Below are 19,392 nucleotides of genomic sequence, written 5' to 3'. Positions count from 1 at the left end.
CTCGCCGTTTACTCGCCGCGCACCAGCCCGGCGTCAGCGCGCTCCCCAGTGAAGAAGCCACGCGTGGCAGGTGCGAAACGGCACACGATGGCCAGCACCACGCCCAGGAGCAGAAGCAGGACCCCGCTGACAAAGGCTCCGCCGATTCCAAAGATCTGGGTATCCCCATACACCGGATCCCACATCTGCACCGCCGAAATGAAGAACGCCACCGTCAGGGACACGGCTCCCAGGAAGGGCAGGATGCCTCGGAACCACAGGTTGCGGGCAGAATCCCGAAGCGTTGAACGGAAGAACCACACGCACGAGAAACCGGTCAGGGCGTAGTAGAACGCGATGAACAGGCTGATGGCACTGATGGAGTCCGCCAGCAGGTCCTCGCTGAGGAAGCTCATGGCCACGTAGTACGCCACGGCAGCCACGCCCATGACCTGGGTTGAGAAACCCGGTGTCTGGAACCGTTCGTGGACCTTGCCAAAACGCGCCGGCAGGGCACCATGCACGCCCATGGACAGGGTTCCCCGGGCTGTGGGGAGGATGGTGGTCTGCGTTGAGGACAGCACGGATGCCAGGACGGCCACCACGATCAGCCAACCCCACGGGCCCAGCACTACATCCTTCATGGCCAGGAAGACGTCGTCCTGGTTTGCTTCATTGCCCAGGCCGATGCCTTCGGTCCCGACGCTCGCGTACATCATCACCAGCAGGGCCACCGAAACGTAGATGGCCACCAGGACGAACGCAGAGATGACGGCACCCCGGCCCGGAGTCTTCGCAGGGTTTTCGGTCTCCTCGTTCAGGGCCAGGCAGGTGTCCCAGCCCCAGTAGATGAACAGGGCCAGCAGGACTCCGTGAACCACGGCGCTGGGATCGGCGAAGGCACCCGCGGGGTTGAACCACTCAAGGTCGAAAGCCTGGATGGTGGCGTCGCTGCCGTTGGCTTCGCCAGGCGCGCCACCGGCGATCCCAACAATAATGGCCACCGCAAAGATGCCCAGTGAGATGTACTGGATGTAGGTCAGGGTCCGCTGGACGTGCTCGCCCAGCCGAATGCCCCGGTGATTTACGTAGGTCATGAACGCGATGAACAGGACCCCGGTGGCGGTAACCAGCCAGGTGTTGCCGGCCAGGGAACCGTCGCCGATCAGCAACCACAGATATTTCCCGGCAATTTGGGCCAGGTTGGCGAGGACGACGATGCCGGCCAGTGCCACGCCCCAGCCGCCCAGCCAGGCCGCCCACGGACCAAAGGCCTTGCGGGCCCAGAAGAACGTGGTGCCACAGTCAGGGAGCGCACTGTTCAACTCGCGGAATGCATAGGCGATGAAGAGCACTGGAATGAAGGCAAGGACCAGGATCAGGGGAGTGTAGTTGCCGTTGACGGCGACAATGAGCCCCAGCGTAGCGGCCAGTGAATACACAGGCGCCGTTGACGCCAGCCCGAGCATGACGGAGTCACCAAGGTCCAGGATGCCTGCATGGAGGCCTTTGGAAGGTACGACGGCGGTACGGTCGCCGCCCGCTGAACCGCCGTCCGGCGTCGAGGTTTCAGTGCTCATGGTTTTCAGTGCTCATGCTTTCTGTGTTCACAATGCAGCTCCGTAAGAAGTAGTTGTGGGCGCGGCAGGCGCCGGGGCGTCAATGGTGTTGGGAACGAAGCGGCAGAAATAGTCCGTGATAGGGCCATCCGATTCACGGATACCGCAGCCCACGGACTCGCCGTCCACCACCCACAGACCAAGCACCGGATGGTTTCCATCGAAGTCGGGGAGTGCGTGGTACTGCTGGAAGCACCACCCTTCACGGCCATAGCCGCCGGGCTGCTGCAGCTCGATGCCGGGGGCGTGGATGCGGATGTTATCGCCCTCGCGGCCATGAAGAGGCTTGGCCACCCATTCCTTGAGCGGGCCAGGATCGCCAAGGTAGGCCGGCAGGAGGTTCTCGTGGCCGGGGTAGAGGTGCCACAGGGCAGCCAGCAGGGCTTTGTTGGAGAGCAGCATCTTCCACGCGGGCTCCACCCACCGGGGGTTGTGGGCCCGCGTCAGCAACCGATGCCCGAAAGGTTCCTTCATCATCAGTTCCCACGGATACAGCTTGAACATGGTGCTGATCATGAAATTGTCCAGGTCCACAAAGCGGTTCAGGTTCGGGTCCCAGCCGATGTCGGACATATTGATGCCGATGGTCGTCCACCCACCCTGGCTCGCCACATCCCGCATGTAGGCGGCAGTCATCCAGTCCTCACCGGACTCTTCGGCCTCCGAATGAGCCACATGCAGTGTGCTCATCCCGGTGCGGAACTGCAGCTTTTTCCATTGCCGGATCAGCGCCTCATGGATTCCGTTCCACTGGTCCTTTTCCGGGAACACATCCTGCAACCAGAACCACTGCGCAACGGAGGCTTCAATGAGGCCTGTGGGGGTATCGGCGTTGTACTCCAACATTTTTGCCGGCCCACCCTTGCCGTCATAGATGAAGTCGAAGCGACCGTAGATATCCATGTCCCCGGCCTGCAACGATTCGCCGGCGAGCTCCAGCGCTTGTTGCCCGATCCCAATATCGCCCATGGCCCCGGTGGCGAGGAACTTTGCTGCTTCCAGGCACATGAGGTGCATGTCCTCGGCAGTCTTCTCGAGTGTCTCCACCTCGTCCATGGTGAATTCGTAGTACGCCGACTCGTTCCAGTATTCGATTTTGCGGCCATCGGGCATGGTGGTGGTCGAAAAGACCAGGCCCTGTTCTTCGATCTTCTTTTTCCAGTCGGGCCTGGGCTCGGAGGGCAAACGCTGCACGCCTAGCCTCCTGAGCTTCCGCCGCTTTTGGAGCTGCTGCCAAAGCCGCCACGGCTGACTGTGCCGCCCTTGGTGCTGTAACCCGTGGACGTCTTGGCGCCCTGCGGAACTGTTTTGGTGTAGCTCGGGTAGGAGTTGCGGTTCTGTCCCACAGCGGGCACGGTGGCTCCCCGCGAGTAGAAGTACCAGGCGTAGATGGCTGAGCCGCGACCATCCGAGCTGCTGTTGTTGCACTGGGAATCGTCCACGCGCTCGCCGGTTTCATCGTTGAAACAGACCTGCGCGTAGTCAGCCTCTTGTTCGCTGCTGGCAACTACTGCGGTGATGGTTCCGGCCAGAAGGGCGGTAACACCCAAACCCACGACGACGGTGCGGCGCCGGGAGCGCTTCTTCCGGGCCTCGGCTTGGGCTGATTCGCGTTCACGTTCCTTGGCAAACGGGTCAATGATGGGGAGCGGCTTGCCGGGCTCGGGCTTGGAGGAACCTGACCTGGAGGAATCTGGCTCCTGTCCGCTCGGAGCTTTGTCCCTGTCAATGGCAGGAGGGATCAGCTCAGGATGGAGCTCGGGTTTGGGCACCTGCCACGGTGGAGGCTTGGGCGGACTCTTGCCCGCGTCAGGGCCCTGGCCGTCCCCGGCAGCGCCGCTGCCTGACGCGCCGTTGCCTGACGCGCCGTTTCCTGAAGCCCCGCTGCCTGCGGCGCCTTTGTTCGGGTCCATGTATATCCCCCTGGATAGACCTTTGGATTGTCCGGCGCCATGCCGGACCAGATACTGAATGCAAGCCTAGTCCTTGAGCGGACCGCGGGCACTGGTGGCACAGCAGGGTGGGTAGAACTGCCCACCCTGCCAACCGTGGAAGGATGTAGCCATGCCAGGTCCTGAAGCACAAAGCAGCGACTCCGACGCCGTTCTGCTGCGCCTTCCCGCGGTTCGGGGAATCGGCCGTGGACGCATCGTGACTGGCCTTGTCCTTGCCCTGTTGTTGCCGCCCGGCGTCGAAGTCATGGTCACTGTGCTGGGCTTCCGCAACTTCGCCATGATCATGCTCCTTCAGCTGGCAGCGGCCGTGGCCGTTGCCGCCATCGGAGGCCTGTGGCCCGCCGTGGTCGCGGCGGTGCTGGGCAGTTTCCTGTTGAACTACTTCTCGGCCGAACCCGTGGGTTCCCTGTCCATCGCTGATCCAACCACCCTGTTTACCCTGGTCGTTTTCCTGGCGGTGGCTTGCGGCGTGGCGCTCGCGGTGGGACTGGCAAGCCGCAGGGCCCAGGAGGCTGCGAGGTCCGAGGCCGAGGCCACGGCCCTGAGCGAGTTGGCCCTGCGCATCCTCAGCTCGGACGGCAGCCTTGAATCCTTTCTTGAGAAAGTCCGCGGAAATCTCGGCATGGAGGCTGTGACACTCCTGGGCTCCCCGGGACCGGACAGTGTGACAGTGCCGGGAGCACCGCCGCAGTGGCGGATTCTTGCGAGCGCCGGCCCCAATCCGCCGGTGACCCATGCCGCGGCCGACCATGCCGCCGTCGTCGATCCCCATTACACGCTGTTGTTGCGCGGTGGTGCCCTGTCCTCCCAACACCAGCGGCTGCTGGCGGCCTTCGGAGCGTTTGTGGTGGCTGTGCGTGAGCGCCAGCAACTGGTCAAGAGCCGGCGGGACAACCTTCGCCTGGCCGAGGGAAACAAGATGCGGACGTCCATCCTTCGCGCCGTTTCCCACGATTTGAGGACGCCTTTGGCCGGAATCAAATTGGCTGTGAGCAGCCTGCGGCAGGAAGAGGTCCAGTTCCCTCCGGACGTGGAGAAGGAGTTGTTGGAGACGATCGAGAATTATGCTGACCGCCTGGACCATTTGGTGGACAACCTGCTGGATATGTCCCGGATTACCGCCGACGCCGTGAACCCTTTGCTCGCGGGCACCACCTGGACCGAAATATTGCCCGAAGCACTTCGCGGGATCCCGAAGGATCGGATACGCAGCGAGCTGCAGCCCAACCTGCCGCCCGTAACAGCCGACGCCGGCATGTTGGAGAGCGTGGTGGCAAACATCGTTGAAAACGCAGTGAAGTACGCACCTGGTTCGGACGTCATCCTGACTGCGCGTGCCGGTGCCGGGATCACAGTGGGGGACAAGCCTGCCAGCGAACTGAGGATCGTGGACCACGGCAGCGGGGTGGGACACAACGAAGTGCTTGAGATGTTCCAGCCCTTCCAGCGGCTTGGCGATTCGCCCTCCCCGGCAGGCGGCGCGGGCGGCGGAATCGGGTTGGGACTTGCGGTGGCCAAGGGTTTCACGGAAGCCATGGGCGGCACGCTCAATGCGGAGCCGACGCCAGGTGGCGGCTTGACCATGGTGGTTACCTTGCCGCTGTGGACCGGTCACGGGGGAGGCAGGGCATGACCCGTGTGCTGATAGTTGAGGACGAAGCCCAGATCGCGCGGGCAATGCAGGTCACCCTGCAGGCCCACGGGTACCAGGCAATGACCGTTGGAAACGGTGCCGATGCCTTGAACGCCGTGGCGAAACAAAGCGTGAACATTGTTGTGCTGGATCTTGGATTGCCGGACATGGACGGAGTGGAGATCATCCGCCGCATCCGCGGGTGGAGCAGCATGCCGATCATCGTTTTGTCCGCCCGGCATGCCTCGGAAGACAAAGTGGAAGCGCTCGACGCCGGTGCGGACGACTACGTGACCAAGCCGTTCGGACTGGATGAGCTGCTTGCGCGGCTTCGGGTTGCCTCGCGCCGGGTCCTTACCGATCGGGAGGAACCTACGTTGGCGACGTCGGACTTCATGGTGGACCTGGCCGGCAAGAAGATCGTGAAGGACGGGTCAGAGGTGCGGCTGACCCCCACTGAGTGGAACATCCTGGAGTTGCTGGTCCGGAACAAGGGAAAGTTGGTGAGCCAGCAGCAGATCCTGACGCAGGTCTGGGGGCAGGCCTATGCCAAGGAGACGCAATATCTGCGGGTCTACATTGCCCAGTTGCGGCGAAAGCTGGAGCGGGACCCGGCCGCGCCGCGGCACCTGCACACTGAAGCGGGAATGGGTTACCGGTTCGATCCTTAAATCCGGCTTCCCGTCCGTAAACTGTTGTCCATGAACACCGCATCCCTCCTCGCTGTCTGCCGTGTCCACCAGTTGTTGCCGGACCCGGAAGGAAGCGTTGGCGTCACCGCGATAGATAAGCGTCCTGTGGAAGGCCCCGTTAAGATCCACAAGCTCGGCGTCCATGGCGACGTCCAAGCCGACAGGTTCAATCACGGCGGCGAAGACCAGGCGCTGTATGCCTATTCCCAGGCAGACGCCGATTACTGGTCAGCCGCACTGGATCGTGAGCTTACAGCCGGCGTCTTCGGGGAGAACCTGCGGGTGGACGGAATCGAGACCACGGGAGCCGTGATTGGTGAACGTTGGAAGATCGGGCTGGATGTGGAAGTGGAAGTAACGTCACCGCGCGTGCCGTGCGCCACCTTCCAGCGCTCGCTGGACGAGCCGCAATGGGTGAAGCGCTTCACGCAGGCCGGGCGGGTAGGAACCTACCTTCGTGTGATCAAGACGGGGACGGTCTCCGCGGGAGACCATATTCACCGGCTCTTCGTACCGAAGCACGGCATAACTGTTGGCCAGTGGTTCAGCGAACCCACGCCGGACATGGTGCAGACCCTGCTCGATGCCGAGGCGGACGGGGAGATCCGGCTTCAGGACGAATACCATGAGAAGTTCGAGAAAGTCCTGCGGCGCAACGGGTTGTAAGCCTTCTTGAATGGGCTGCAGGGTTGCCTTGAATGCCGCCTTGAGTTCTGCCTGGTGGTGCCGAAGAGTCCGGGTGTGCTCAAGCTCACCCGGTCTTCATCAGGACTCAACTCGCGGTGAGGGCACCCTGTGCCCTACACTTGAAATATCCCCCACTCCGGAAATCCCTTTATCCTGCCCAATTCTTGAGGCAGGACTGGTAAGTGTTGGGGCCCGCAAATGTGTGCGGGCATTTTCATAGGGAGAGCCGGCTAAAGAAAACGCTGTACAGACTGCTGGGATAGCAGCCAAGAGATGCAGCGGGAAGTCCTGCCATGGGATTGCGATAGCGCCGGACTTCTTGCGAAAGCAGGGCACCTTTGCCTTGCTCTTCGCGACGAGTAATGCGGCCAAGCCCAACCGGGCCGCGCCGACTGCCCTATGGATGAGGAATTTCCCCCTATGACCGAAAATCTCAACGAAAACTTCGACGCCACCACCGCTGAGTCTGCTGATGTAGCAGAGACCGCCGCTGAAGGCACCGTAGTAGAAGCAGCGGCCCCCGCCGCTGCCCCCGTCGAGAACGCTGCACCCGAGTCTGCAGCCCCCGCCTTCACCGAAGCTCCTGCCCCCAAGGCAGAAGACGAGGAAGAAGAAGGCGTCCGCTTCGTCGATCTTGGCATCGATGGCCGCGTTCTGGCCGCACTGCAGGATGTCGGGTACGAAAAGCCGTCCCCCATCCAGGCAGCCACCATCCCGCTGCTCCTCGAAGGCCGCGACGTCGTCGGCCTGGCCCAGACCGGTACCGGCAAGACTGCAGCCTTCGCTGTTCCTGCCCTGTCCCGCCTCGCTGAGCTGCACGACCTCAACGGCCCGTCCCGCAAGACCCAGGCATTGGTCCTGGCGCCGACGCGTGAACTCGCCCTGCAGGTTGCTGAAGCGTTCACTTCCTACGCCAAGCACATTGACGACTTCACCGTGCTCCCGGTCTACGGTGGTTCCGCTTACGGTCCCCAGCTGGCCGGCCTTCGCCGCGGTGCACAGGTTGTTGTCGGTACCCCCGGCCGTGTGATCGACCACATTGCCAAGGGCTCCCTGGACCTCTCCGAACTCCAGTATCTCGTGCTGGATGAAGCTGACGAGATGTTGCGCATGGGCTTCGCCGATGACGTAGAGCAGATCTTCCAGCAGACGCCGGAAACCCGCCAGGTTGCGTTGTTCTCTGCCACCATGCCGGGCCAGATCCGCCGCATGTCCAAGCAGTACCTGAACAACCCTGCTGAAATCTCGGTGAAGTCCAAGACCACCACCGGCGCCAACACCAAGCAGCGTTACCTTCAGGTCATGGGCCCGCACAAGCTGGACGCCCTGACCCGCATCCTCGAGGTCGAAGAGTTCGACGGCGTTATCGCCTTCGTGCGCACCAAGATGGCAACCGAGGACCTCGCTGACAAGCTGAAGGCCCGCGGTTTCCAGGCTGCCGCCATCAATGGCGACATCCCGCAGCAGCAGCGTGAACGCACTGTTGACGCGCTGAAGGAAGGCCGCATCGACATCCTGGTTGCTACCGACGTCGCAGCCCGTGGTCTTGACGTTGAGCGCATCAGCCACGTCATCAACTACGACATCCCTCACGACACCGAGTCCTACGTCCACCGCATCGGTCGCACCGGCCGTGCAGGCCGTTCCGGTGACGCGATCCTGTTTATGACGCCGCGGGAGAAGTACCTGCTGCGTTCCATCGAGAAGGCTACGCGCCAGCCGGTGGAGCAGATGCACCTGCCCACGGCCGAGACCGTGAACACGCTGCGCCTGGGCAAGTTCGCCGAGCGCATCACCGAGACCCTTGAGTCCGAGGATGTTGCAGCATTCCGCGACCTCATCTCCTCTTATGAGGAAGAGCACAACGTACCGGCCTCGGAGATCGCCGCTGCACTCGCCGTCATGGCACAGGGCGGACAGCCGCTGCTGGTCAAGGAACTGCCTGCAGCTCCTGAGTACCAGAAGCGCGAACGCTCCAAGGACGGCTTCGGCTCCCGTGGCCCGACCCGTGCACTCACCGAGGGCAACGCTACCTACCGGATCGCCGTCGGACGCCGTCAGCGCGTCATGCCGGGCTCCATCGTGGGCGCCATTGCCAACGAAGGTGGCATTTCCTCCGCACAAATCGGTGGCATCGACATCCGCTCGGACCACTCCCTGGTGGAGCTTCCGGCTGACCTGAGCCCCGAGCAGCTGCGCGCACTGTCCCGCACCCGCATTGGTGGCGAGCTGATCAACCTCGAGCTGGATAACGGACGCAAGCCCAGCGGCGACCGTGGCAGCTACTCCGGTGGTGGCGCCGGTGGCCGTGGTGGCTATGGCGACCGCGAAAACCGTGGTGGCGGCAACTTCAAGGGCAGCGGTGGGTTCAAGAAGGACTTCCGCAAGTCTGAAGGTGGCGAGCGCTCCTCTGCCGACCGTGGCGGCCGCACGTACAGCGACCGCTCCGAGCGCACTGCAGGCAGCTTCGGCGATCGTGACCGTGGCCAGACCAGCGGCTCCCGCTTCGGTGGACACGGCGACGGCGCCCGCAAGCCCCGCAGCGGTGGCGAAGGCGGACACCGCGACTTCAACCGCAAGGGCAAGTGGTAAACACTGGCAAGTGGTAAACACTGGCAAGTGGTAAACACTAAGTAGTTCCCGTCAGGGGGTCGGCTTTCGGGCCGACCCCCTGACGTGTTTAAGGGCCGTAAGTGGTGCGGGTTGGGGCAACTCCCGGGGTTGTTGGATATCCGAACCCTTGTACGGCGGGGATTTCGAACAAGACCGGGTTCCGTGCCACCTGCGGGTTCCATGCCACCCGCGGGCCGCCGTACGATCAAAGTGCTACGAGCCGCGTAGTTGCGAAGAGCCTGATGGTCGCACGCTGAATGCAGGAGGGTTCCCCATGGGATTGCTCGAGAATTTGAAGAAGAACCTGGGAATGGGCGGAAAGGGCGGTGGCCAGGAAGACCAGACGGCCGTAACGCAGGCCGCGGAGGATGCTGCCGCCGTCGATGCTTCTGCTTCGAGCAAGGCCGCCGCAGAAGCTGCTGCAGCCCAAGCGGCCGAGCAGCAGGCGGCAGCCAACGCTGCAGGCGCTCAGATCGCCGAGCAGGCGGGCTTGGAGCCCGAAGCCCCGGAGGTCCAGCCAATGGCCCAACAGGCAGCTTCTGAGGCCGCTGCGGAGGCAGGGCAGCGTGGTCCAGTCGCCCCACGCGTCACAGAGGTTGTAGTGGAGCCCGGCGACACCATGAGCGGCATCGCTGCGCAGTTCGGAGTGGACCTGGGAGCCCTGATCGCAACCAATGCTGATACGGTGCCCAACCCGGATCTCATCTACCCCGGACAGGTGCTCCGACTGCCCTGATTTGGACGGTATCTGGATCAGGAAAATGGCGTCTGCGCAAATTGTGTCGGCGTCGTTTTTCCCCGGATTTTCGCCGATTTGTAGCTTCTGAAAACGTCCGGTAGAGTATTTACTCGTTGCCCCCCTAGCTCAGTGGTAGAGCGCGTTCTTGGTAAGAACGAGGTCACCGGATCGATTCCGGTGGGGGGCTCTGAATGAGGGCCTGTGTCAAGGCGGTTTTGACCGGCTTGACACAGGTTTTTCTCATTCGTGGCGGTGTAGCTCAGTTGGTTAGAGCGCACGACTCATAATCGTGAGGTCGGGAGATCGAGCCTCCCCACCGCTACAGAGCAAGCCCTCGGAATCCGCGAGATTCCGGGGGTTTTCTTTGTTTCGTCCCAGTGCGTGAAACGAGATGTGTCTCTTAGCTTCTCCCGGGTCGCCCCAAATTCTCCGCAAGGTGGCTACTAGGTGGATACAAGCTGGCCTTAGCATAGGGCCGCCATGCCGCGCGCAGCGTCCAAGAGCACATTTCAGTAGGACAACTACTGACCTGATGTGTAGACTGTCTCAGTAGTCAAGCTACTGAAGGGGGAGTAATGCTGCTGGCCGATGTTGCGCGGATCACCTCAGGACTAACCGTGCGCGAACGTCTTGACGCGAGCTTCAGTGGTGTGTTGGCAATCCAGATGGCGGACCTCTCCATCAACCGAGATCTGGACGTGCGGAGCATGGCCCGGGTGCCATCCCCCCATCCCCGGTATATGGTCTCCCGCGGCGATGTTCTCCTTCGGTCACGGGGCCATGCGACGACCGCGTGGGCCGTCCCAGACGATTTGCCGGAGCCAGCTATAGCTGTCCTGCCTCTGTTCATCATCCGGCCTAGCACAGACATTTATGACCCGGATTTCCTCGCATGGTGGTTAAACCAGCAGAACGCGCAGACCCACCTGCGCCGCGCCGCGCAGGGACAGAGCATCCAGATGGTGTCCAAGACGGCGCTCGAATCGGTCCCCTTGCACCTGCCGCCGCTTGCGCAACAGCGCCTTATCGCCAAGGCCTCACACCTCGCCACCCGCGAAGCACAACTAATGCACCGTCTGGCGGAATGTCAGCACACGCTTCGACGATCCCAATTGATAACCGCTGCTGCCCTTCCGGGGCAGAACCACACGAAAGCACCCTAAATGACCGAGCATCCCACCCCCCGCCTCTCGAACGACGTGAAGGACCAGGTCACTCAGGACCAGATCAACAATGCCGCTTGGGCAGCCTGCGACACCTTCCGTGGCGTGGTTGATGCCACGCAGTACAAGGACTACATCCTGGTGATGCTGTTCGTGAAGTACATCTCTGATGTCTGGACCGAGCACGCCGAGAAGTACCAAAAGCAGTTTGAGGGCAACCCTGAGCGTGTGGAGTCGCTGCTGAAGCGCGAGCGATTCCCGCTTCACGAGACGTCAACGTTCAACTATCTCTACGCCAACCGGAACGCTGACAATATCGGCGAGCTGATCAACATTGCACTGGAAGCAATCGAGGAAGACAACCGGGCAAAACTGGCGGGCGTTTTCCGCAACATTGACTTCAACTCGGAGGCGAACCTGGGACAGCCCAAGGACCGCAACCGGCGCCTGAAGAACCTGCTGGAGGACTTCGCCAAACCAGAACTGGACCTTCGCCCTTCCCGGGTGAGCGATGACATAATCGGCGAAACCTACATCTACCTGATCTCGCGGTTCGCTTCGGACGCCGGCAAGAAGGCCGGGGAGTTCTACACGCCGCGCTCCGTTTCTGAGTTGTTGGCACGCGTCGCTTCACCCAAGGAAGAGGAAAGCATCTACGATCCGGCGTGTGGATCCGGCTCGCTGCTCATCCAAACCGCCGCCCAGGTGGGCAGCAACAACTACACGCTTTACGGCCAGGAGGTCAACGGCTCCACGTGGGCACTGGCACGCATGAACATGTTTATGCACGCCAATGACAGTGCGCACATCGAATGGGGCGATACCCTTAACGACCCGAAGCTGTTGGAAGGCGATCAGCTCAAACAGTTTGATGTGGTGGTGGCCAATCCGCCCTTCTCCCTCGACAAGTGGGGGTCCGAGCATGCGGAGTCGGACCGATGGGGCCGGTTCTGGCGCGGCGTCCCGCCCAAGAGCAAGGGCGACTACGCCTTTATCTCGCACATGATCGAATCAGCCCGACGGCAGACTGGCCGGGTGGCAGTGATTGTTCCGCACGGCGTATTGTTCCGGGCTGGTTCCGAAGGGCGCATCAGGAAGTCGCTGATCGAAGAGAACCTGCTGGATACAGTGGTTGGGTTGCCGGCGAACCTGTTCACCACGACCGGCATTCCCGTAGCAATCCTGATCTTCGACCGTTCACGGGAAAAGGGCGGCGCCAACGAGGATCGCGACGTCGTCCTGTTCATTGACGCCAGCCGGGACTATACTGCCGCGAAGGCACAGAGCCTGCTCGAGGAGAAACACATTAGTCGGATCGTTGAAACCTTCCGCGCCCGGACCGAGGCTGAGCGTTACTCTCGCCTGGTAGAGCGTGCGGAGATCAGGGAAAACGATTTCAACCTCAACATCCCCCGCTACATCGACACCTTTGAAGAAGAGACTGAGATTGACGTGGCTGCTGTTCAGTGCGAGATCGAACAGATTGAAACCGAATTGGCGGAAGTCCGTGCCCGCATGGCCGGCTACCTGAAGGAGCTGGGCCTCGATGACTGAATCAGATGGCGCATCAGGGGAACTTGCACTGGGTACCATCACGGAAGGCAAGGAATGATTCCCGAGACACCGTGGCCGGTTCGCGAGCTGCTTGAAGTTGCCTCGATTTCCTCAGGTGGTACGCCTTCGAAATCTCGATCGGAGTATTGGGAGGGTGGCAATGTTCCGTGGATCACGGCTAGGGACATGAAGACGGTGCGGATAGGTCGGACGTCGTCAATGTTGACGCCGGCAGGGGCAGGCGCGGCACGGCTGATGCCCCCGGGCACGGTGTTCGTCTTGACTCGTGGAATGACGCTGTTCCGAGATCTCCCCGTCGTCCTGAATATACAGACAGCCGCTTTCAATCAGGATGTCAAAGCGTTGACCCCGTCGGCGGATTTGGATGCTGAGTTCTTGGCCGCTGTCCTCACTCAGCGCAAGTCAGAGCTATTGCAGCACGTCAGCACAGCAGGCCACGGCACAGGAAGGCTCGACACTCAGCGACTCGAATTGTTTCCTGTTCCGGTGCCTCCGCTCTCCGAGCAGCGAAAGATCGCCGAAATTCTCGGCGCCTGGGATGAAGCGATAGAGCACGCAGAAACGTTGGTTCGGGCTGAGACTCAGGCATTTGGCGTTCTGCGTCGCCGGCTATTCGTTTCCTGTGGCCACGAAGTCCCATTGAGCGAGGTGTCGACGCGCATCACGACGAAATCTGATGGGTCGTCGCACACGGTTATGACTATCTCGGCGAAGAAGGGATTTGTTGCGCAGGCTGACAAATATCGCAGGGATATGGCAGGCGCTAGCCTGGCAAACTACACGCTACTTCGGCATGGGGAATTCGCTTACAACAAGGGCAACTCGCTGACCTATCCGCAAGGGTGTATCTACGCACTCAAGGCAGATTCTGCGTTGGTGCCGAATGTCTACTACTCGTTCCGTCTGCGATCGGATCTGAATAGCAGTTACTACGAGCATTTCTTCGCTTCAGGAGAGCTCAACCGGCAATTAGCTCAGAAGATCACATCAGGAGTTCGGGGGAACGGTCTGCTGAATCTCAACGCTGACGACTTCTTCAGCGTCAAGGTTCCCGTTCCGAATCGAGCCACGCAGGATGGCACCGCGGATGCCTTGGAAACGGGAGCTCGAAAGATCGAACTGCTGCAGCTCAAAGCCGAGCTCCTCCGTACCCAGAAGCGTGGACTCATGCAGAAACTACTCACAGGGCAGCTGCGTGTGGATGTCGCTGCTGGTATCGAGCAAGGGAGACCAGATGATGACTGACGAAACCTTCGACGCTTCCGAGCTAACCCAGTCTCAGGCCCCGGCCGTGCAGCTGCTGGAAGCGCTTGGGTTCACCCAGCTCCCGCCAGCCAAAGCATTGAAAGAACGCGGCGGCAGGCGGAGCAATGTGCTGTTCACCGGAATCCTCACCGCGCAGATTCTCAAGATCAATCGGTTCACCCACAAGAAACGCCAGTACCCCTTTGACCTGTCGGACGCGGAAGAAGCCGTGCGTCGCCTCGGGCCGGGGCTGGAACAGGCCAAGGGGCTGCAGGCGGCCAGCTTGGAGGTCTACGACCGCCTCCTCCTCGGCACCACCATCAACAAAACCGTTGGCGGTGACAGTAAGAGCTACTCGCTGCGCTACATCGACTGGCAAACCCCCGCCAACAACGTCTTTCACGTCACCACCGAAATGCGCGTGGAACGCACGGGAACCACTGGAACGCAGCGCCTCGACATTGTCGGTTACGTGAACGGCATCCCCTTCATCGTCATCGAAAACAAGCGGCCAACGGAGGACCTCAAGAAGGCCGGCAGCCAGCTGATCAAGTACCAAAACAGCGACCGTATCCCACAACTGTTCCACTATGCCCAGCTCCTGATATCGGCCAACCGCCAGGAAGCTACGTATGCCACCGTTGGAACGCCGCGAAAATTCTGGGCCAGCTGGCACGACGCCGAGGACACGGACGCAGACATCCGTCCACTAATAGGCGGACGAACCGTCAGCGAACAGGACCGTCTGTTTTACGCGCTCTGCCGCCCCGATCGGCTTCTGGACCTTGTCCGCCGCTTCACAGTCTTCGACGCTGGCGTCCGCAAGATCGCCAGGCACCAGCAATACTTCGCCGTGCGCAAAACCGTGGAACGCGTGCTGGCAGCCGGCCCGGACCAACGCCGCAACGGCGGCGTCATCTGGCACACCCAAGGCTCCGGCAAATCACTCACCATGGTGATGCTGGGCAAAGCCCTAGCGATGGACCCCCGGGTAACCAACCCGCGGATCGTCATCGTCACGGACCGCGATGACCTCGACAAACAGATCCGCGACACCTTTCTCGCCTGCGAGCTGGAACCCGTCCGTGCCAGGAGCGGCAAACACCTCGGCGAACTCATACGTGACGGCGCCTCAATAATTACCACTCTCATCAATAAGTTCGATGGCGCAGCCAGTCGCGAAGCCCGAGGTGAATCAAGGGACGTCTTTGTCCTGGTCGACGAAAGCCACCGCAGCCAGACGGGCCGCTACGGCGGCTATGGCCAGTTCCATGTGGCAATGCGCCGGGTACTGCCCAACGCCTGCTATCTGGGGTTCACCGGAACGCCGCTTCTGAAACGGGAGCGGAACACCGCGGATACTTTTGGCGGGATCATCCACAGCTACACCATCGACGAAGCAGTACGGGACCATTCCGTGGTGCCTATCCTGTACGAGGGGCGCCTGGTCGAGCAGCAAATTACCGCCGGTGTCATTGACGCCTGGTTCGAGAAAATCAGCGCCGGGCTGACGGACGAACAAAAGCACGACCTCAAGCGGAAGTTCAGCCGCGCCGACGTCCTGGGCAAGACAGCCCAAGCCATTCGCGCCAAGGCCTTCGACATCTCCGAGCACTATCGGCAACACTGGCAGGGCAGTGGATTCAAGGCACAGCTGGTGGCACCTAACAAGGCCGCGGCGATTCGCTTCAAGCACGAACTCGACGAGATCGGCCACGTCAGCAGCGAGGTGATCATCTCTCCACCCGATGATGCGGAAGACCGCGAAGAAGTGGATGTCGAATCCAGAGAAAGCGTGCAACGATTCTGGAAATCGCAGATGGCCCGTTACGGCACCGAGGCCAACTACAACGAGCAACTCATCAAACAGTTCAAGGGCACGGACGGGCCCGAGCTCATTATCGTGGTGTCCAAGCTGCTGACCGGATTCGATGCTCCCCGCAATACAGTCCTTTACCTCTGCAAACCGTTGCGGGAACATACCCTGCTTCAGGCCGTGGCCCGCGTAAACAGGCTCTTCTCTGACGAGAAGGCCGAAAAACAGTTCGGCTACGTGGTGGACTATGAGGGCCTCCTCGGCGAATTGGACCAGGCGCTGACGTCCTACAGCGCACTCGGCGGCTTTGATTCCGAAGAGATCGCCGGGGCCGTAGTGGACATCCGCGAACAGATTCGTCTGCTCCCGGTTCGGTGGAGCCACGTCTGGGATCTGTTCAACACCGTCGCCAGGAGAGACGACATGGAAGCGTTGGAGCAGCATCTGTTTGATGAACCGCTGCGGCACGAATTCTATGAGCGGCTCAAGACCTTTGGCCGTACCCTTCACCTGGCACTATCCAGCGACAAGCTACTCGACGTCGTGACCCAGGCCCATGTCGACCGCTACCGGAACGACTACTTCCAGTTCGCCCAACTCCGCGCGTCGGTGCAAAAGCGTTACCAGGAAACCGTCGATCTGCGCGACTATGAGCCGCGAATACGCCGCCTGCTAGATGATCACGTGACGGCCCTGCCGGCCGAGACGATCATTGAACAACTTAACATCAACGATCCCGCCGCGCTGAAGGCCGTTGTGGACGAGGAAGGTACGACGCCCGGTTCCAAAGCAGACCGCATCGTCAGCGCCACGAAAAGGACCATCACCGAGCGCATGGACGAGGATCCGGCCTTTTACGCACGGTTCTCGGAGCTGCTGCAGCAGGCAATTGACGAGTACCGACGCCGACGGGACGGTGAAAGGTACCTCTTCGAGGTCCGGGAAATCGCTGAACAGCTCGCCAGCGGTAACCGCGGTATGCCTTTGCCCTCCGCAGTGAGGCACGATGACGATGCCGCCGCGGTTTACGGTGCACTCGGCAACAGTTTTCTCGAGCCGGCACTACAGGAAATCTTTGCAGTACCCGACGACGAAAGAGCGGACACGGCAAAGACGGTGGTGGACATGGTCCGCGGCCGGATGGTTGTTAATTTCTGGGCCAAGCCAAATGAGCAGAATGCCCTTGCTACGGAACTGGACGACTTCTTCTATGACTTTGGTGAACGCCGCGGCATCCAGATGAGACAACCCATGGTGGACTGCCTAACAAACGCGGTCTTGACGGTAGCAAAGGCACGCTTCAGGAAATGATGCTCGAGCAGCGGCAGGTTGAATACGGAACCCAGGTCATTGGGTACCGTTTGGAGCGCCGGGAGCGCGTCACACTTGAGATCACGGTGGAGCCAGATGGGTTAGTGAGGGTCATTGCGCCAAGCAAAGCGGCCGTGGAAGATATCGCTGCCCGGGTCCGGAAACGCGCGCGATGGATCCTTGCGCAACAGGCATCCTTTTCCAGCTTTCGGCCACACACGCCCCCCCGCATCTACGTGCCTGGCGAGACTCACCTCTACTTGGGCCGGCAACACCGCATCCGCGTTGTCCCACCCGACGCGTGCAAGGGTGCGTCCAAAGAATTGTGTACACCAAGCGTCAAAATGGTTCGGGGGTTCCTCGAGGTGCGTTGCGTCGACTTTCACGACACCGGCGCCATTGAGAAGTACATCAAAGAGTGGTACCGGAAGCGTGCTCAAGTCCAACTTCGCAGCCGTTTGGAGCTGAACAGGCAGCGATTCCCGGAGCCACGGACCGTGCAACCGACGTCGGTGAGGCTGCAGCATATGCCAACCCGATGGGGTTCTACGTCACCGAGGGGCAATCTTGTGTTGAACCCAGATCTCGTCCGTGCGCCAATGGAGTGTATTGATTACGTCGTTACCCACGAACTATGTCATTTGGTGGTCCCAAACCACGGAAGACAGTTTTTCGAGCTGCAGCGGCTGGTGATGCCGGACTGGGAGCGGCGTAAGCAGCGGCTTGAAAAGGTCATGGCATAGACGGCACGTACATATGCCCGGTCGGCGAGTGTTGTCGGTCAGGGGACATAAGAATCGCGCCGCCATGCAAGAGGCCGGGCAGTAAGGATTACAGGCCAAGCTCACGGCAGGCTTAGGTTTCCTGGGCTGGATAGCCCAAGGGGTTGGTGACCAATCCGGAACATGCAGTAGTGCATGTAACATCGCTCTGTGGGTGGAGCGAAGAGGGAATGGGAAGAGCGGATGGATCGCGGCTGGGAATCCAGTGAAGCGAGAATCTGCAGTGAGTGCATTACCGATGACTCGCTGAAAGAGGCCGTGCGGGAGCAGGAAACGGCAGAATACAACCCTTGTTTTGCGTGCGGGCAAGAACGTTCGGCCCCCTTTGATACATTGACCGAGGCGTTCGTTGAGGGTCTTAACTACCTGTACGACGATGCCCTGAACTCAGTCCCATATGTTTCATCGGAAGGTGGTTTCGTTGGAGCAACGACATGGGATACGTGGGACCTCCTGGAGGACTTCTACGACTGCTTTAGAGATGAAGTCAGCGACAAGGTCATTGAGGAACTTAGGGCGCGCCTGGACCCCAAGGATTGGGTCGATCGTGACGACCCCGATTACGGGCCGCAGGCATTGCTGGACAGGGCTTGGTTGCAGTTCTGCGCGAAAATAAAACACGACACAAGATTTGTCTTCTGGCTGGAATCCGCTCCGGGCGGCTCTGACGAAATGGCGCCGTGGGACATCGAGCCCGCAGCTGCTCTCCATCATGTCGGCAACCTGATAGACGAACTGGGCCTCAGGAAGTTCTACGAGGAAGGCCATAGCTTCTTCAGGGCTCGAACCTTCGCGCCGGAAAGCGAAGCGCCTTCCTCGGCTAAAAGCTTGGGGACACCTCCCGTGCTTTCTTCGGTACAAGGTAACCGCATGAGCCCCGCCGGAATTCCTATGTTCTATGCCGGTGAGTCTGAGGCGGTTGCTCTTGATGAAGTCAGCGTCCGAACTGCGCACCGATTGGCGTCTCTCGGCGAATTCAGTGCAAGTCGAAGCTTTGTCGTCGTGGACCTTACTGACATTCCTGCACTGCCGAGCCCATTTGACCGCGCACGGCGGCATCAACGCTGGATGATCTCGTTCTTGGAGTCGTTTGTTGAAAGGATTTCGGAGCCCATCGAGAAGGGGCGCGACCAAGTCGACTACGTCCCCACGCAAGTGATGACGGAGTACCTACTGCGCATTCACTGGGGCCGCAACGAGATTCACGGCATCCGATATCCGTCTGCTGCGCGCCAGGGTGGCCAATGCGTCGTGCTGGATGTGTCGGGCGCCGATTGCCTGGCGTTTGAGGATCAACTTGATCCGGAGAAACTTCAGATGAGGCTGCTCTCCAGCGGACTCTATGGCGCTGAACTGACGTGGGCCAAGGACACAACCGTAGACTGACCTTCTGCTCGCTGGGGAACGCCCAAAAACGTCCCAAGCAACACGTGTTCTGTTTTGTTGAGCACAGGGCAAACAGTTCCCCCGCGAGCGGGAGGGGTCCCTGGCGGCTGGAGACTCTTGCTGCCACCTCGAAACCCCGCCGGGAGGCGGCCACGCGTGGCGGCGGGGCCCGTTCGTTGTTTTCGTGGCGAAAAAGG

The 19,392-nt window shown here is 60.9% G+C and carries 14 protein-coding genes and 2 tRNA genes; 13 read left to right on the top strand and 3 right to left on the bottom strand.

The genetic code is table 11. The features are described from left to right. Positions 1 to 8: 8 nt before the first annotated feature. The 3 genes from AC1DD7_RS08880 to AC1DD7_RS08870 are packed head-to-tail and all read right to left on the bottom strand — an operon-like array spanning position 9 to position 3,511. The gene (locus tag AC1DD7_RS08880; RefSeq protein WP_477514646.1) at positions 9 to 1,559 is read right to left on the bottom strand and encodes an APC family permease; all 1,551 of its coding nucleotides are present in this window, start codon (positions 1,557 to 1,559) and stop codon (positions 9 to 11) included. 27 nt (positions 1,560 to 1,586) lie between these two features. Then, a complete protein-coding gene (locus tag AC1DD7_RS08875) occupies positions 1,587 to 2,792 on the bottom strand; it encodes a glutathionylspermidine synthase family protein (RefSeq protein ID WP_477514645.1) in 1,206 nt (401 codons plus the stop codon). 2 nt (positions 2,793 to 2,794) lie between these two features. Continuing rightward, the gene (locus tag AC1DD7_RS08870; RefSeq protein WP_477514644.1) at positions 2,795 to 3,511 is read right to left on the bottom strand and encodes a Tat pathway signal protein; all 717 of its coding nucleotides are present in this window, start codon (positions 3,509 to 3,511) and stop codon (positions 2,795 to 2,797) included. Between the two features lie 151 nt (positions 3,512 to 3,662). Between AC1DD7_RS08870 and AC1DD7_RS08865 the strand changes: the two genes are divergently transcribed. The 13 genes from AC1DD7_RS08865 (at position 3,663) to AC1DD7_RS08805 (ending at position 19,195) form a co-directional block, all read left to right on the top strand. Then, on the top strand, positions 3,663 to 5,186 hold the full coding sequence (locus AC1DD7_RS08865) for a sensor histidine kinase (RefSeq protein ID WP_477514643.1): 1,524 nt from the start codon (positions 3,663 to 3,665) through the stop codon (positions 5,184 to 5,186). Next, positions 5,183 to 5,857, top strand: coding sequence for a response regulator (locus tag AC1DD7_RS08860; RefSeq protein WP_477514642.1), 675 nt, complete (start codon positions 5,183 to 5,185; stop codon positions 5,855 to 5,857). Before AC1DD7_RS08865 ends, AC1DD7_RS08860 begins: the two co-directional genes overlap by 4 nt. 30 nt (positions 5,858 to 5,887) lie before the next feature. Continuing rightward, the gene (locus AC1DD7_RS08855; RefSeq protein ID WP_477514641.1) at positions 5,888 to 6,544 is read left to right on the top strand and encodes an MOSC domain-containing protein; all 657 of its coding nucleotides are present in this window, start codon (positions 5,888 to 5,890) and stop codon (positions 6,542 to 6,544) included. A 441-nt stretch (positions 6,545 to 6,985) separates the two neighbouring features. After that, positions 6,986 to 9,157 carry a DEAD/DEAH box helicase gene (locus tag AC1DD7_RS08850; protein ID WP_477514640.1) on the top strand — a complete coding sequence of 724 codons (2,172 nt, stop codon included), beginning with the start codon at positions 6,986 to 6,988 and terminating at the stop codon, positions 9,155 to 9,157. A 295-nt stretch (positions 9,158 to 9,452) separates the two neighbouring features. After that, entirely contained in the window at positions 9,453 to 9,914 is a 462-nt protein-coding gene (locus AC1DD7_RS08845; protein ID WP_477514639.1) for a LysM peptidoglycan-binding domain-containing protein, read from the top strand. Between the two features lie 118 nt (positions 9,915 to 10,032). After that, positions 10,033 to 10,104 (top strand) — tRNA-Thr (locus AC1DD7_RS08840). 61 nt (positions 10,105 to 10,165) lie between these two features. After that, a tRNA-Met gene (locus AC1DD7_RS08835) sits at positions 10,166 to 10,239 on the top strand. Positions 10,240 to 10,492: 253 nt separating this feature from the next. After that, positions 10,493 to 11,080 (top strand): restriction endonuclease subunit S domain-containing protein, encoded by a 588-nt coding sequence (locus AC1DD7_RS08830; RefSeq protein ID WP_179013518.1) that lies wholly within the window; start codon positions 10,493 to 10,495, stop codon positions 11,078 to 11,080. After that, positions 11,081 to 12,634: a type I restriction-modification system subunit M gene (locus tag AC1DD7_RS08825; protein WP_477514638.1), complete on the top strand. Its 1,554-nt coding sequence runs from the start codon at positions 11,081 to 11,083 to the stop codon at positions 12,632 to 12,634. It begins immediately after the preceding gene. Between the two features lie 54 nt (positions 12,635 to 12,688). After that, positions 12,689 to 13,900, top strand: coding sequence for a restriction endonuclease subunit S (locus tag AC1DD7_RS08820; RefSeq protein ID WP_477514637.1), 1,212 nt, complete (start codon positions 12,689 to 12,691; stop codon positions 13,898 to 13,900). After that, complete coding sequence (locus AC1DD7_RS08815) at positions 13,890 to 17,027, top strand: type I restriction endonuclease subunit R (RefSeq protein ID WP_477514636.1); 3,138 nt, start codon at positions 13,890 to 13,892, stop codon at positions 17,025 to 17,027. The genes AC1DD7_RS08820 and AC1DD7_RS08815 overlap by 11 nt, the downstream gene beginning before the upstream one ends. Then, on the top strand, positions 17,024 to 17,770 hold the full coding sequence (locus AC1DD7_RS08810; RefSeq protein WP_179013513.1) for a M48 family metallopeptidase: 747 nt from the start codon (positions 17,024 to 17,026) through the stop codon (positions 17,768 to 17,770). The genes AC1DD7_RS08815 and AC1DD7_RS08810 overlap by 4 nt, the downstream gene beginning before the upstream one ends. Positions 17,771 to 17,959: 189 nt before the next feature. After that, entirely contained in the window at positions 17,960 to 19,195 is a 1,236-nt protein-coding gene (locus AC1DD7_RS08805) for a HEPN-associated N-terminal domain-containing protein (RefSeq protein ID WP_477514635.1), read from the top strand. Positions 19,196 to 19,392: the final 197 nt, after the last annotated feature.

The sequence above is a fragment of the Paenarthrobacter sp. 10L412 genome, from assembly GCF_056395565.1.
The sequence above is the reverse complement of the archived record's forward strand: the minus strand, read 5'-3'. Positions and strand labels throughout refer to the sequence as shown.

Coding starts and splice junctions, on each gene's coding strand:
- AC1DD7_RS08880 (WP_477514646.1), bottom strand. CDS start 1,559: ATGAGCACTGAAACCTCGACGCCGGACGGCGGTTCAGCGGGCGGCGAC.
- AC1DD7_RS08870 (WP_477514644.1), bottom strand. CDS start 3,511: ATGGACCCGAACAAAGGCGCCGCAGGCAGCGGGGCTTCAGGAAACGGC.
- AC1DD7_RS08865 (WP_477514643.1), top strand. CDS start 3,663: ATGCCAGGTCCTGAAGCACAAAGCAGCGACTCCGACGCCGTTCTGCTG.
- AC1DD7_RS08860 (WP_477514642.1), top strand. CDS start 5,183: ATGACCCGTGTGCTGATAGTTGAGGACGAAGCCCAGATCGCGCGGGCA.
- AC1DD7_RS08855 (WP_477514641.1), top strand. CDS start 5,888: ATGAACACCGCATCCCTCCTCGCTGTCTGCCGTGTCCACCAGTTGTTG.
- AC1DD7_RS08850 (WP_477514640.1), top strand. CDS start 6,986: ATGACCGAAAATCTCAACGAAAACTTCGACGCCACCACCGCTGAGTCT.
- AC1DD7_RS08845 (WP_477514639.1), top strand. CDS start 9,453: ATGGGATTGCTCGAGAATTTGAAGAAGAACCTGGGAATGGGCGGAAAG.
- AC1DD7_RS08830 (WP_179013518.1), top strand. CDS start 10,493: ATGCTGCTGGCCGATGTTGCGCGGATCACCTCAGGACTAACCGTGCGC.
- AC1DD7_RS08825 (WP_477514638.1), top strand. CDS start 11,081: ATGACCGAGCATCCCACCCCCCGCCTCTCGAACGACGTGAAGGACCAG.
- AC1DD7_RS08820 (WP_477514637.1), top strand. CDS start 12,689: ATGATTCCCGAGACACCGTGGCCGGTTCGCGAGCTGCTTGAAGTTGCC.
- AC1DD7_RS08815 (WP_477514636.1), top strand. CDS start 13,890: ATGATGACTGACGAAACCTTCGACGCTTCCGAGCTAACCCAGTCTCAG.
- AC1DD7_RS08810 (WP_179013513.1), top strand. CDS start 17,024: ATGATGCTCGAGCAGCGGCAGGTTGAATACGGAACCCAGGTCATTGGG.